The sequence below is a fragment of the Paraniabella ginsengisoli genome, from assembly GCF_022513635.1.
Classification (GTDB): Bacteria; Bacteroidota; Bacteroidia; order Chitinophagales; family Chitinophagaceae; genus Niabella; species Niabella ginsengisoli.
This window is the reverse complement of record NZ_JAKWBL010000001.1, coordinates 1,506,846-1,520,734: the sequence shown is the minus strand read 5'-3', so window position 1 is coordinate 1,520,734 and position 13,889 is coordinate 1,506,846. Positions and strand designations below refer to the sequence as shown.

General features: G+C 36.9%; 18 protein-coding genes and 1 pseudogene. 2 read left to right on the top strand and 17 right to left on the bottom strand.

What is annotated here, in order from left to right; all coding sequences use genetic code 11:
• The first annotated feature begins 18 nt into the window (after positions 1-18).
• Together MKP09_RS08350 and MKP09_RS08345 are read left to right on the top strand one after the other, a co-directional pair.
• The gene (locus MKP09_RS08350) at positions 19-324 is read left to right on the top strand and encodes a hypothetical protein (protein WP_240827264.1); all 306 of its coding nucleotides are present in this window, start codon (positions 19-21) and stop codon (positions 322-324) included.
• Positions 294-1,346, top strand: a complete 1,053-nt coding sequence (locus MKP09_RS08345) for an oligosaccharide flippase family protein (RefSeq protein ID WP_240827263.1) — start codon at positions 294-296, stop codon at positions 1,344-1,346. The genes MKP09_RS08350 and MKP09_RS08345 overlap by 31 nt, the downstream gene beginning before the upstream one ends.
• Positions 1,347-1,361: 15 nt before the next feature.
• Here the strand turns inward: MKP09_RS08345 and MKP09_RS27295 are convergent, their stop codons facing one another.
• The 17 genes and pseudogenes from MKP09_RS27295 to MKP09_RS08270 all read right to left on the bottom strand — a co-directional run bounded on the left by MKP09_RS27295 (position 1,362) and on the right by MKP09_RS08270 (position 13,826).
• Entirely contained in the window at positions 1,362-2,096 is a 735-nt protein-coding gene (locus tag MKP09_RS27295) for a GMC family oxidoreductase (RefSeq protein ID WP_317235199.1), read from the bottom strand.
• 65 nt (positions 2,097-2,161) lie between these two features.
• Entirely contained in the window at positions 2,162-2,740 is a 579-nt protein-coding gene (locus MKP09_RS27290; RefSeq protein WP_317235198.1) for a GMC family oxidoreductase N-terminal domain-containing protein, read from the bottom strand.
• Positions 2,701-3,027 carry an FAD-dependent oxidoreductase gene (locus MKP09_RS27285; protein WP_317235197.1) on the bottom strand — a complete coding sequence of 109 codons (327 nt, stop codon included), beginning with the start codon at positions 3,025-3,027 and terminating at the stop codon, positions 2,701-2,703. The genes MKP09_RS27290 and MKP09_RS27285 overlap by 40 nt, the downstream gene beginning before the upstream one ends.
• A 4-nt stretch (positions 3,028-3,031) precedes the next feature.
• The gene (locus tag MKP09_RS27985) at positions 3,032-3,160 is read right to left on the bottom strand and encodes a hypothetical protein (RefSeq protein WP_394801046.1); all 129 of its coding nucleotides are present in this window, start codon (positions 3,158-3,160) and stop codon (positions 3,032-3,034) included.
• A 5-nt stretch (positions 3,161-3,165) separates the two neighbouring features.
• Positions 3,166-3,477, bottom strand: coding sequence for a gluconate 2-dehydrogenase subunit 3 family protein (locus MKP09_RS08335; protein WP_394801045.1), 312 nt, complete (start codon positions 3,475-3,477; stop codon positions 3,166-3,168).
• A 226-nt stretch (positions 3,478-3,703) separates the two neighbouring features.
• Positions 3,704-4,099, bottom strand: a pseudogene (locus MKP09_RS08330) (glycosyltransferase); the annotation flags it as partial.
• Positions 4,100-4,241: 142 nt separating this feature from the next.
• On the bottom strand, positions 4,242-4,658 hold the full coding sequence (locus MKP09_RS08325) for a hypothetical protein (RefSeq protein WP_240827261.1): 417 nt from the start codon (positions 4,656-4,658) through the stop codon (positions 4,242-4,244).
• Positions 4,659-4,953: 295 nt separating this feature from the next.
• A complete protein-coding gene (locus MKP09_RS08320; RefSeq protein WP_240829431.1) occupies positions 4,954-5,436 on the bottom strand; it encodes a glycosyltransferase in 483 nt (160 codons plus the stop codon).
• A 32-nt stretch (positions 5,437-5,468) separates the two neighbouring features.
• The gene (locus MKP09_RS08315) at positions 5,469-6,026 is read right to left on the bottom strand and encodes a glycosyltransferase (protein ID WP_240827260.1); all 558 of its coding nucleotides are present in this window, start codon (positions 6,024-6,026) and stop codon (positions 5,469-5,471) included.
• 33 nt (positions 6,027-6,059) lie between these two features.
• Complete coding sequence (locus tag MKP09_RS08310) at positions 6,060-6,536, bottom strand: glycosyltransferase family 2 protein (RefSeq protein WP_240827259.1); 477 nt, start codon at positions 6,534-6,536, stop codon at positions 6,060-6,062.
• Entirely contained in the window at positions 6,517-7,257 is a 741-nt protein-coding gene (locus MKP09_RS08305; protein WP_240827258.1) for a glycosyltransferase, read from the bottom strand. Before MKP09_RS08305 ends, MKP09_RS08310 begins: the two co-directional genes overlap by 20 nt.
• A 118-nt stretch (positions 7,258-7,375) precedes the next feature.
• Entirely contained in the window at positions 7,376-7,816 is a 441-nt protein-coding gene (locus tag MKP09_RS27280) for a DapH/DapD/GlmU-related protein (RefSeq protein WP_317235196.1), read from the bottom strand.
• A gap of 137 nt (positions 7,817-7,953) precedes the next feature.
• Positions 7,954-9,420 (bottom strand): O-antigen ligase family protein, encoded by a 1,467-nt coding sequence (locus tag MKP09_RS08290; RefSeq protein WP_240827257.1) that lies wholly within the window; start codon positions 9,418-9,420, stop codon positions 7,954-7,956.
• 21 nt (positions 9,421-9,441) lie between these two features.
• Positions 9,442-11,625, bottom strand: a complete 2,184-nt coding sequence (locus MKP09_RS08285; RefSeq protein WP_240827256.1) for an exopolysaccharide transport family protein — start codon at positions 11,623-11,625, stop codon at positions 9,442-9,444.
• Between the two features lie 22 nt (positions 11,626-11,647).
• A complete protein-coding gene (locus MKP09_RS08280; protein ID WP_240827255.1) occupies positions 11,648-12,349 on the bottom strand; it encodes a TolC family protein in 702 nt (233 codons plus the stop codon).
• Between the two features lie 10 nt (positions 12,350-12,359).
• Entirely contained in the window at positions 12,360-13,301 is a 942-nt protein-coding gene (locus tag MKP09_RS08275; RefSeq protein ID WP_240827254.1) for a sugar transferase, read from the bottom strand.
• Positions 13,302-13,430: 129 nt separating this feature from the next.
• Complete coding sequence (locus MKP09_RS08270) at positions 13,431-13,826, bottom strand: response regulator (protein ID WP_240827253.1); 396 nt, start codon at positions 13,824-13,826, stop codon at positions 13,431-13,433.
• Positions 13,827-13,889 lie beyond the last annotated feature (63 nt).

The following is a 13,889-nucleotide window of genomic DNA, read 5'->3' as shown; positions in this document are numbered from 1 at the left end:
CTGAGAGTTTATACAAATATGTCTAAGAAAAGTAATTATTGGCTTAAAAATGCTGCTATCACTATTTTCCAAAATAGTAGCAGTTTAGTACTTGGCTTCCTCAACTTTTACATGCTTATTCGTTTGCTTTCGCCAGACGATTATGGTACATGGATCATTTTTATAAGTATAATAACTGTTGTAGAGCTCTCCAAAAACGGCCTCACACAAGAAGCAACTATTAAATATTTATCAGGAGCTAACTTTAATGATAAAAAAAGATCGTTACTGCTGCGTTTGCTCTCAATGTATGCATGGCTAGCATTCTTGCAATTTTATTTTTAATACTTTCTCCGCTGGCAGGCGAATTATGGAGTTCAGACGTTTTGCCGCAGATGCTTAATCTTTATACAGCAACTTTTATTATATCCGGCATTCTCTCTGAACTTAATTGTATAGAGCAGGCTCATTTACAATTCAAAGGAACTTCGTTTAGTGCTATTGCAAAGCAAACAGTTCCTTTCTTTTATATTTTATATCATTATCTGCATGAACAACCTATACACCTTATAGATTTAACGCTTGTAACTATAGTCGGCGTTTTAGCGGCAACGTGTATTTCATTTTTGTTCACTTATCGGTATGTTCGTTTTTCAAAAGTTATAGACTTCATTTGGATCAAGAAGATATTCAATTTTGGTAAATACAGTTTTGCAATATGGTTGAGTACTATGCTGTCAGGATCTATCGATCAAATGATGTTAGGCTCAATGCTTTCAACCTCCGCAAGTGGTATTTTTAACGTAGCAATGCGTATAACTAATCTTACAGATATCCCGATCAATTCAATGTCTACGATTGTATTTCCTCAAAGCTCAAAACGATATGAAGAAGACGGAGACTCATCAATTAAGTACATATACGAAAGATCTGTTGGCGTAATATTAGCAGTGCTTGTACCAAGTGCCTTATTCCTTTTTATTTTCGCGGACTATGTGATGTTGATTATCGCCAGTGCAAAATATCAGGAATTTGTACCTCTTCTGAGAATCATCCTGGTAAATAGCCTTTTTGCTCCTTACGTCAGGCAATCAGGAATTGTGTTGGCGTCATCTGGACGAACCCGGATTAATTTTTATATGGTTGTTTTAACAGCCGTACTGGTGTTTCTCTCAAACCTGGTCTTTATTAAACACTGGGGTATTATGGGTGCAGCTTATGCCACAGTTTTTGTAAGCATTATTATGTTTTTTATAACCAGGTCTGTTCTTAAAAAATACTTTAATGTTAACTTCCTACATCCCTGGATCTATGCTGTAGCATTTTATCCTGAGTTTCTAAAAAAAATGTTGAAGCGAAACGCTTAAAGTATTATTCTTATCTTAAAGATTTCCTTTTTTTAGTTCGTCAAATGCAAACTGACAAGCCCTTGCCGTTAAAGCCATATATGTCAATGATGGATTTTGGCAGGCTGATGAAGACATACAACTCCCATCAGTAACAAAAAGATTCTTTACAGTGTGTACCTGGTTAAATTTGTTGAGTATGGAAGTCCGCGGATCGTGGCCCATTCTTGCTGTGCCCATTTCATGAACGGTTCCCCCACCCGGCCTGTTATAATTGAAAGTTGTTACATTTTTAAAGCCAGCTTTCTGAAGCATATCAGCAGAAGATTCCTGTATATCAGCCATCATCTCTTTTTCATTTTCCTGAAACTCAAAATCTATTTCAACCAACGGCATTCCCCATTTATTCTTTTTATCGCTCAGGCTGATTTTATTACTATGATAAGGTAAACATTCTCCCCAACCCATCATCCAAATGGACCATGGACCAGGCATGATCATTTTCCTTTTAAAATCCTCACCAAACTCATCCGGAAAAGCACCAACAGCTCCCTGCCACTCTCTTCTTTCCCCGTCTCCCTGAATATTATATCCTCTTTTAAATTTCAAATTTTTATCCTGCTTAAGATTTCTAAAACGAGGTATCAAGAAACCACAAGGCCTGCGCCCTTTATAGTAAAACTCCTGAAAGCCTTCATGCTCGCCCCAGGCGCCAGCCGAGGAATGATGATCCATCAGGTTATGGCCCAGTTCACCGCTGTCATTCCCCATTCCATCTGGAAACCTTTTGGAGGTTGAATTTAGGAGGATCGCTGCAGAAGCTATTGTTGAAGCATTTAAAAAATAATTCTTGCGTAAAACTCAAAAGGCTGCATTGTGATGGTATCGATTCCCCTGACGCCTTTTGCTTTCTGCGTTTTATCATCAAAAATAATTTCGAGCACCGTCGAAAATGGCCTAAGCGTAAGGTTGCCTGTACTGATCGCAGCGGGAATAGTAGCACTATTGCTACTAAAATAGGCGCCAAACGGGCAACCCCTGCTACAAAGATTTCTTTTTAAACATTTGCCTCTGTTACCAATAGGTGCTGTTAAATTGGCAACGCGGGCAATAGTAAGAAGCCTTTGATCATAGTTTTTTGTTATAGATGTTTTCAAATGTTCCTCAATACAATTTAAAGGCATGGGCTCTTGAAAGCAGCCATCTGGTAAGTGTTGCAAGTTTTCTTTTTGCCCGCTTACTCCAACAAATTGTTCTACATAGTCGTACCATGGAGCAATCTCTTTGTACCTTATTGGCCAGTCAACGCCAACGCCATCTTTAAGATTTGCTTCAAAGTCCAAATCACTCCACCTGTAACACTGTCGGCCCCAAGTCAGCGATCTGCCACCCACCTGATTACCCTGTGCCCACAAAAAGGTTTCTCTTGTACATAGGGATAATCTTTATCTTTTATAAAATAGGGTTTGGAAGATTCATCATAAAAGATGTGTTGAACGGGATAATTCTCCCGGTCTTCTTCTGTCGTTTGCAAGCGATTTGGAAACTCCCATGGCTTCATTAAGGCCGTAGGGTAATCCTGTCCATGTTTTACATCGCGCCCACGTTCCAGCAAAAGCGTCTTTAGGCCTTTTTCGCTAAGTTCTTTTGCCGCCCATCCCCCGCTTATTCCAGAACCAATTATAATTGCATCGTAGTTCATAAATTTATTTAGTAGCCCAGCAAGGTTGCTCTTTTTCCAAGGGCACACATGGGTTGTATTGTGAGGGAATAAATATATAACGAAGTGCTTTGGTAGCACCAATCTCTGAAGTACAAAAGCCAACAACAGTCAGCTCCTTTAATGTTTCAAAAAAGTAGCTCCTCGTAATTTTCGTTCAATTTTATGTATTAATCTTCCTCTTGTAAAAGGATTACGTTCTTTCACAAGAAATAGAATGTCTGTCTGATCTTTTTTGTTACAGGCTAAAAAATCTTTTTTCTTTTTATGCCTACATACTTGCTCTACTTCTTTAAGGCCGCTAATAAAATTATTAGCATCTTTTCTTGTCAATTGTTCTGAAACAGCGTGAATGATATAATCAGCGACATTTGCATCCAGCGCACCAGGCGTGTCATTCGCAGGTATAATAAGTTCGGCCAAAGCTCCAATAAGATTTTTTTAGATCGAATGTAACCTTTGTCTATTGCCTTATTCAGATGCAGGATCTCAAACACGGAACCAACAGCCGCAGCAGCTACACCGTATAAGAAAAAGCTCTTAATGACGTTTCGACGATTCATAAGCGGTTATATATTTGCAATAAGAATTAGTAACAATCAACTATTAAAAACCAGATTGAACGGCAACATTCCTTTTTTCAATTTTCAATAAAATATCAATCAAACTGCTGTTTCATTTTCGATGCCACTTCCTCACATGCCTGGGACATCAATTCGATACTATTTTCCCAGCTATGCGATAGCGCAAATTTCTTTCTGCTCGCTTGCAATTCAGGACTGTCAGTATCAAGCAAGGTTTGTATTCCATCAATATATTCCTGTTCATTCTTTGCCAACAATATATAATCCTTAAAGTCGAGCATAGGCTCGGTTTGAGTAACAATTGTAGGCTTTCCCAATGCAAGATATTCATCCACCTTTCTGGGATAGTTGCCAATAGTTATAGGATTTACATATTGAGGGTTCATACAAACATCAAAATACTTGATATAAGAAGCTAAATCTTCGGGTTTTTTAGGCCCTATCATAAACACATTTGAGCTCTTATATAACTTGCTGTTTTTAAAGTCTTCGTCTTCAGGGCCTACATAAACAAAATTCCAGTTAGGCTTTTTTCAGCAAGATTTTCCAACAATGTTAAATCGAGCCTGGATGTCCATAGCGCACCAACGTAGCCTATTACAGGCTTTTTAATCACCTCCATTTCGGGTTGCGGCGATAAGTTTTCGTCGGTGAAAAAGTAAAGTCACAACCTTGCCCAACTTTAAAAGAATGAGGATTGTATTTCTTGCAATAGTTTTTCAGATAGTCTGAGTTCGCAAGGCAAAGATCACTTTTAGCTATCAACTCCGGTTCCAGCTGTTCGCCATGTTTTTTCCAATATTTAACCCCTACAATATTATCCCGCGAATAATAGATAGAAAGCAAAGGTTTAAGAAAATCTTTTAAATAGAATGCCTTGAATACCTCGTTATCATTGAATAATATGTAGTCTTTAAAACCTAACTGCTTGACCGCTCTCAAAATAGATTTTGCAAATTGCCTATTGTTAATTTTGTTGAATTTTTTAAAAAGACCTGTAAATGGTATCCAGTTAATGGATTCTACCAAACAGTCAGGGTAAAGATTAAAGAGGTTATCATTGATCTGTACAATACCATGTTCTTTTCCTGCAATAACATTTACTCTTTTAGCAATTTTAGGATCTTTTTTACCGCGTAATTTAGAAATACGGTCAAGTGGCGAGTTAACGTAAAGTACTCTGTTGTGTTTGCTAAACTCAAGAGCAACATCTTTACAATTACTGCCAATTTCTGTATCCCAGGGTTGCTGGCCTACAATAATTATATCCTTTTTTTAAGCATATAGTCTTATATAAAAACGAACAAAAAATAACAGTTTTTAATTACGGCATAGAGCGATATAAATCTAAAAGTTGCAAAGCCGATGTCTTCCAGCTAAATTCAGCAGCCCGTTGAACACCCTTTAATGATAATTTCTGCTGCAGAGACCTATCTCTTAAAACAACATCAATTTTCTCAGCAATATCCAAATGATTATATGGATCTATATAAACTGCAGCACTACCACCAATTTCAGGCATAGAAGATGTATTTGAAGTAATCACCGGCGTTCCACATCCCATTGCTTCTAAAATAGGCAATCCAAAACTCTCACGCAATGAAGGATACACAAATAACGTTGCCGCGTTATAGATCAATGGCATTTCATTAGCGCGAATAAAGCCAGGAAAAACAAACCACTTTATTAAATCTGCACGATTCATTTCTTTTAGCTTATTCATTACAAGCTCTGCATCATAATCCAAAACCACCAGCGGTTCAGGGTTTGAAACTGAACTTATATAATGAATATATGCTTCAAGCAGATTGGCCGTATTTTTCTTTGGAGCCGTATTCCCTAAAAAAGTATAAAAGAATCCGGCAATTTATAAGTTCCTTTAAATTTTAGGATCGTTGATTCATCATACTGATTATTAAACTTTGGATTTGCTGCATTATAAATGACCTTAACCTTATCCTCAGGTACTTTTAACTTGTTGATAATAGTGTCTTTTTCAAACTGCGAAACTGTAATAATAATTTCGCTTCTTTTTACAGCTTTAGGTACTATCCATTTCCTGTATATGTTTCCGAAATTTTGATAAGCCGTTCCTTTAAAATTTAAAGACTCGAGATAAATAATATCATGCAAAGTCAGCATTAAGGGAACGCCGGGATTTAATGATGCCGTATTACAGGTGGCATGCAGGAAATCTATCTTTTTCTTTTTAACCTGGCGCGGCAGCGAAATTTGTTCCCAGTCAGCATACGACATTCCGCTGGTTTTATTGATTTTGAAGTTTTTTGTTTCTTCAACACACTGCGCGTCAACATCATCTTTCACAAACAAAACATACTCATTGTCTGCATCTAGTTGTTGTAGTTGCCTTATCAATTCTAAAGCAACTACTTCCATACCATGCTTTTTTGTCGAAATAGTCGCTGTACCTCAATTCCTATCCGTTTCATAATAATCTTTTTTATAAACAGAAACATCGTGCTTTGTGGCAACAGAAATTTTATTTGCAGCACGCGCTTTAAAGAGTGCCAGAACCTGATAATAAACAAACTTCGGCAGTTTTATCAACGCCATATATATGCTACGATCGGCTTTGAATGTATGCAGAGCAAGAGCAAACAGCAGGAAAAAACACGCTATTGATACCAGCCATACAATGATTAATTGAGGAACGAAAATAATATTGATGATTATAAACATAAGCCCAACGAAACCTAAAATAAATAATGGCGGACGCAATAACATCATTGAAAACGCAAACTGATTCCAACTGAAATTTACAACAGATCTGAAAAAGAGCATAATTGCAAGGCTCCAGTATTTAAACCAGGTATTGATCCACCTGGCGCGTTGTTTAACTAATTGCTCTGCCGCCGCTGTCTTGCCATCATATACAACAGCATCCATGGCAAAAGCGATACGCTTTATTATTCTTCACCAGTTCATATTGTAAATATTTATCGAACCCGGCCCCTGAAACATTGAAATTTTCTAATAAGTTTACAAAGACTTCAGTTTTAAAAGCCATTCCAGAGCCAGCAAGAGATGCTGAAGATCCGGCCTCAAAGAGTAATTTCCGATCAATAAAACGATATAACATATCGCCAGCCTCATCCAGACAAGCGTAAGTTGTATTTAGATTACGTGCTGCTCTTACACCCTGCACTGCATCAAAGCCCTGATTAATTCTATGTACAATTTCGGTGAGGTAATTCTGCTTTACCACATTATCACTATCAATAATTGTAATAACCTCGTGTCGCCTTTGAAAGTTTTTGATCGCATGAAAATGCGACTTGGTATTACTGGCAAGCTTAGTCTCCGGCCTTAAGATAAGTACCTTATCTGATGAAAAAGAAAGATTGGAAACATCGCAGTCGTCTGCAACAACATAAATGAGATAATTTGTATAATCTGATTTAAGAATAGAATTGACAACATCAGCAATAAGATCTGTTTGCTGAAAAGCAGTGATAATGATGCCTACATCGGTATTATCTGAAGCGAGCTGCGCATTTTTTCCTCTTTTTCCAAAAAGCCGCCCGAGACTGCTAATAACATATAAAAACAGTGGGAGCCAAAGCGGAGCCGTAACTACAAATTGTAATATGATCCAAAGCTGTTTCATTTTTTAATGGTCTGCCAGTTATTTTCTTCAGGATTATATTGTTTTATTATTCTTGCCGGGTTGCCCACAACTACTGAATAAGGAGGAACATCTTTGGTTACAACCGAACCAGCTCCTACTACATATGCTTTCCAATGGTTACACCTGCCGTTATTACAGCATTTGCACCTATCCAAACATTTTCTTCAACCGTAATTAATTTACAGTCTACATCCTGTTGACTTGGAGGAATTGATACGTTTTCATAACCATGATTTAAACCAGACATAACAATATGTTGTGCCAACATCACATTGCTACCAATTATTACCGGGCCAATAATAATACAGCCAATTCCGATTATCGTATTACCGCCAATAGAAACATCACCGACCCCATTATTTATTACTGAAAAATCTTCAATAATAGATTCCTTGCCCAAGCTAAATTTATTATAAGGAAAGATATCTAGACGAGCCATTCTCCTTACTATTGCACCATTTCCTTTCTTATGTACAAAAGGATTTAAGAAAACACGCATCCAGTAACGAGGCTTGGGGTCCCGCTTAGGACGCATCATCCACATGGTAGTTTTTTTAGAAAACTACTCGATTTTATTTTATCTTTTAGCGTCATTTACTTTGCTTTTCAATCCCGATTTAATCCCGATTATGAAAAAAATAAGACCTGGTATAACAAATAGTGCAAAAGGCATTTTTAAGCTATTTCTTTATTTATATTTTCTGATTTTGTAATGCTATTTTCAATTTTATGCGCATTGAAGATCGCGCCAAATGAAAGCCAAACAATTAAAGAAGAAGGTATATCATTCATAACCTCATTTCCGTAACTACAAACAAACAATCCTATAATTCCCGAACCAAGCGCTATTAACTTGGTATTAAGCGATTTTTCTTTGACCGTCCAAATTATACCAAAACATTTGCCAATCAGGTACATCATTATGCTGAACCAAATAATCATCCCTATAATCCCGTACATAACCCAGATTTTTACCCAATAGCTATCTGGTTCGATAGTCGATAAAAATTTATCGCTGTTGTATTTGTGTCCAAAAGTTCCGATCACTCCCAGGCCACCGCCAAATGGTCTTGATTTCATATAGTCTGCTAAAACTCTTTGGCTTTCAAATCGAACCTTCAGTGAAGGATCGTCAGGATCTACTGCAGTTCTTAATCTGTATATGTTATAGTTGCTGCTCCCGATATTCGTATATTTTAATATTCCTATAAAAAAACCTAAAGCGAGTACACCTAAAATAATTATCTTAAACTTTCGGGCAAAAAACACAGCAGAACCGGCAGCTGCAATAAGCGCAAAGAACGAACCTCTTGTACCAGAAATAAGCATTCCATAAAAAAATAAAAGACTTAACACAACGAGGATAACCTTTCTTCCCCACTTTTTTAATCCTATAGCCAGTACAGCACAGGCGACAGACAACTGAGCCTGGGAAGGCCCGAATTGACCCGCATGACTATAAAAAGAAAATACACGCAATTGTCCCGATACTACGTGCGTAATACTTCCGCCGTCATCCAAGAACCGCTGCTCGCCGGGAGATAAACCCAGATACTTTTGCTTGATCCCATTCAGTATTCCCAAAAATGAACAGACAATCATAATATAAATAATTGTATTCAATCTTTTATTGGTTGTGATAAGGATCATTCCTAATGGCGCCAGTAACAATGGTAAAAGAGCGGTAGATCTTATTTCCTGTAACCATCCGGTAGGACTTGCTCCCGCTGGATTTACTAACTGTATGACACTTATAATAAACCATATTAAACACAAAATGGTTAATTTATTTGTCAGAACAGAAAAATCGAAACGTTTAGCGTTGTACCAAACACTTAACCAGGTTAAAATAAGCAGCGCTTCCGTACCAAGGCCAAATTGAATTTCATCATTTATTTCCCTGGAAAATACGAACAGAAAAAAGCAGTATATAAAAACAGACACCAGCCCGATAAAAGGCTCCCTGAACAACAAAATGACAAAAATCACTAAACCAACTATTATCACCGGAATAAAAGGAACAAAAAATAAGTTAGTTGCAAACGCAGCTATTCCCGATATTATAGACAACAGCAAAGCCAGAGAAAGAATAATATAGCCACGCTTAGTTAACTTACGATATCCAGTAGAGAGTTGATACATCTGTAGCTTTTATGGTCAGAATCAGGCTATCTTAACCTTATTTAATACCCATCCCAAAAAACCCGGCTGTGTCGACAAATAGTTTATAAAAGGTGTGCCTTGCTCCGAAAATTTAGAACCGGCTTCATAAACAGCAATGCTTCGATCGCAAAACATCAACCATTCTTTTACATTGTGAAGATCTTCCCCGCTGTGTATGTCTATGATCACAATATCAAATGTATTCTTAAGCACCTCAAATCCTGCAATTAAACTTTTAGTATCACGAAGTTCCAACAGTGAATTATTATTCGATGTATTTCTGTTTAATATCGTGATTCTGTCTTCAACCTGAATTTGTTTTTTAACAAGAAATGATTCGAACTTTTGTTGTTTGGTTGATTGGCCTTCACTTGTGTTAGTAACCAAATCCAGAATATTACCATCTTTTTCACAAATCAGCAGCACATTTTTTCCCATCATGGCAAATGCATAGCTTAGACTTCCGGCTAGAAAAGTCTTTCCATCCCCATCCTTCATACTGGTAATGCCTAATACATTATTTTGCTCCGACAAGTTTTGGTTAATCTCAAAACGAAGGGATCGTAATAAATCTTTGTAAGCGGTATAATTTTTTACATTGTTATCATCTTTCCAGATGTTTCTAAGATCTTTATCCTCTTCCGAAATATTATTTAAACAACCCAATACTTTTTGCTTGGTAACACGTTCAAGCCTTGCCTTATCTTCTATATTTTTGTTTAATGCGAATGTTAGGAATAAAGTCATTAAACAAAGCAGAAAACTGGAAATGCCAGAAAACCCAACGAATAAAATGGTTTTAGACTTTTCTGGCGGGCCTGGTAATCCAGGTTCAGCTAAAGTAAGATTAGCGCTTGTCTTAGCGGCAAGCTCTGTCTGCGTATACTGATTCTGAGCTTGCTCATATTCGGTAGATGCATTTTCCGCATCACGTAAAACACCTTCCGGTGCTATTGAAGTTGTTGCAGCAGAAACACCTGAAGGCTTGGGTAATGATCTTAATTGATCCTCAACGGTTGCTAATGCACTCTGTGCCGAAGCTAAATCTCCCTCAAGTTTCAAACGTTCTGCTATCAGATCCTGCCTTATAGCTGCAGAGTTAGAGCCGACATTATTCGCCGATCGCTCAATCAATCTATCCTTGATTCGTTGAAGTGAATCCACCGTTTGCCTATCCTGAGCACGGAAATTATTATTGATGTATCGTTGATTAGCGATCTTTAGCTGAGCATCGATATTAACAATATCAATATTTTCTCTTGACTGGCTTTGATTGACATATCCACCCTTACCACTTAGTTTAGCATTTACTTCTGCTAAATTTCCTTTTATAGAACTGATCTGTCTTATATACTGAAGCCTTTGAGCCTCTGCCTCAGAATACCTTGAGTAAGCCATTTCAGACTGTCTTTGGCTATTTGCCTGACCGGCAGACTTTGCCGCCTCACCCTCCAGCGTCCTCCTGGCGTCGGCGCTTTTCCTTTCCATTTCAGACTGTTTGCCTTGCAATATGGTATCAAGTATCGCTAAAGACTTTCTTTGTCCTGCTATGGAAAGACCATTGTAATAGGAAATAAAGTCAGAGGAAAATGTATTAACAACATAGGCCGAGAGATTAGAATTTGGTGACGAATAAACGACCTGTATAAAATCGCTCTCACCACTTCTCGAAATAGACAAGTTGTTTAATATAGACTTTTCATCGTAACCAGCGGCGGTCAGCATATCAAAAAGTTTGATCCTGTTGCCATTGTCTGCCGTAGATATAAGCTGCCCGGCTGCGAGCCTGTTGTTGTATTCTGTTATAGCGAGTTGTTTGTCTTCATCCGATAGTTCTGTTACAAGTTTTGAGGGTTCTTTAAATGCTTCCGAAGGATTTTCCAAATCATGTAAAATCAACTTATAGGATAAGGTGTTGATACTTCGCTTAGATCTCATTCTTTCTAAAATGTTGCCGAATTGCTGGCTCAACTGAAAGTAATCCATTTGCCCACCGTTACCCAGTGCACTTTGTTGAAATCTGTTGGCGAGACCTGTTGATATAAGAGAAGTTGACGTATAAGTTTTGGGAAGTGTTTTGGCCATGAAATAGGTAATAACCGCAAAAACTATCGGCACTATAATCAATAACCACTTAAACCTGGATATATATTTTAAAAAATCTTTTAAATTAAGATTGATCATTACTTAATATTCTTTTTTCTTTTTACTTAACGTTTTCAATCTTCGTACCAATGATACTTTCTAACGTATTTTTTGCTTTTAGATAGGTCACTTCAGCTTCCAGTGCCTCTACATCTGCAGCAATAGATGCGCTCTTTGCCTCAGTATAAATATCAAGTGTTACTGTTCCGTTTTGGAATTGCGATTGCGCATTTGTTAGAATACTTTTGAAATCTTTAGCTGCTAATAATTTTACTTCTAATTGTCTCTTTGCTGCTAAAAAATCGTAATAGCTTGACTTAACTAAATTTGTCAACTCAATCTGGTAGTCATCACTTTGTGCCTTCGCTATTTTATAATCAGCCTTCGCGGCTTTTATATTAGCCGGTTTGGAAAGAAAACTGCCCAAATTTACCGTAACCCCAAATTGAAAGCCACTAAGAACGACATTATTTGTGCCGCCACTGCCGCCGCCAGGTATATATATAAGGCCTTCATTCTTTTGGGGGCTATAAAAATAGCCCGCATTGAAGATATCAAACAAAGACATTGTAGCCATTGATATTTGAGCTTTCGCTCTTTCAAGTGTGGCATCAGTTGCTTTCCTCTTAGGATAACTAACCATAGCAAGACTTATGCACTTGTTAAGAAAAGGATCATCAATATCATTTATTATAGATTCCTGTGAAAAACCTTGTAAAGAAGTAAAAACAAGCATGAGCAATACACATATCTTGGTTTTCATAAACTGTTATTTAAACTTTTTCTTTCTGCAACATTGCAGGTATTGTTTTAAAAATAATTTTCAAGTCCATTAAAAAGGAACCATCTTTTGCATAAGTATTATCAAGCTCTTTACGTTCGTCTTCCGACATTTCGGCTTTACCTCTTTTACTGATCTGCCACAAACCAGTTATACCAGCCGGGCCTAAAAACCTCATTGCAAATTGATCGGATGTTAACTGTTCTGCTTCATAAAGTGGTAAAGGCCTGTTTCCAACAATTGACATATCACCTTTTAAAACATTAAAAAGTTGTGGCAATTCATCGATACTTGTTTTGCGCAGAAAGTTTCCGGTTTTTGTGATACGCGGATCGTTCAAAATTTTTACAAAGGCCTTTTGCGTTCCCTGATCTCCAGCTGCGTATTGATTATTCGTCTTGCTTAAGTTTTCAAGTTTTTTGTCAGCATCAACGATCATTGAGCGAAACTTATAGAAATCGAAAATTTTGTAGCCGTTTCCAGCTCTTTTACTTTTATAAACAATAGGGCCTTTACTTTCCAACCTTATGAGAATTGCCACCAAAAGAAATAACGGAGATAAAATAATGATCAGCAAAGCCGAAACAAGAATGTCAAAAAGTCTTTTGGATACCGGCATTTTATATTCCAGGTTCTTAGTTGCCAACCTGCTTGGATCGTGAGGTTTTAATAACTTAAACTTTATAAGAAAGTTGATTCGTTCAAATATTAGCTCTGTATTAAACGGTCTGAAATAGATGTCATTTGCCTTAGCCTCTAAAGCTCTTTGATGAAGTTCCGTTTTGTTTGATGATGATAACAAAATGATGATCACCCCTGAGGTTAAAGCATTTTCCCTGATCGCTTTAACCTGATTAAAAATGTGAAACTCATCATTATTCTGCATTTCGATCAATAAGGCATAAGGCACATCTACCATTGATGATTTTGACAAATGAGCATTGAAGTCATTTAAATTGTCATACTTATCAATGCGATAGTTAGAGTAGCCACCCGATTCATTAAGAATTTCCTCAAAAAAACATTGCCTATATATGCAACACCAACAGATTGGCTGAGGGCGTTAGTTTTCAGAGGCAGTGAGTTTTGAGTGTTCGAAAAGTAGGTATCTGACTGCATCTTTTAGTTTGGTAGGATTAAAAGGTTTTTGAAAAATTTCATTTACGGGGAAAGGTAATTGTGTTTCTAATGTTTTTGTATCGGATGTTCCAGTAAGTACAATAACTGGGATTTTAGAGAACAAGCCGCTGATTTTTATAGATTTAAGTAATTCAGGGCCATTAAAATAGGGCATATTAATATCAAGAATTATCAAGTCTGGTTTATTGCTCTCTTCTAACCATTGAATTGCTTCATAACCATTATTTTTTAAAACAATACCATAGTCTTTTGATAAAACAAACTCCAGAAGCTTTAAAATAGTAGGTTCATCATCAACTATCAGAATTGTTTTTTTCATGTACATTTTTGATTTAGAAAGTATATTGTAAAATTAACTACAAGTTATTGAAATACGCATATT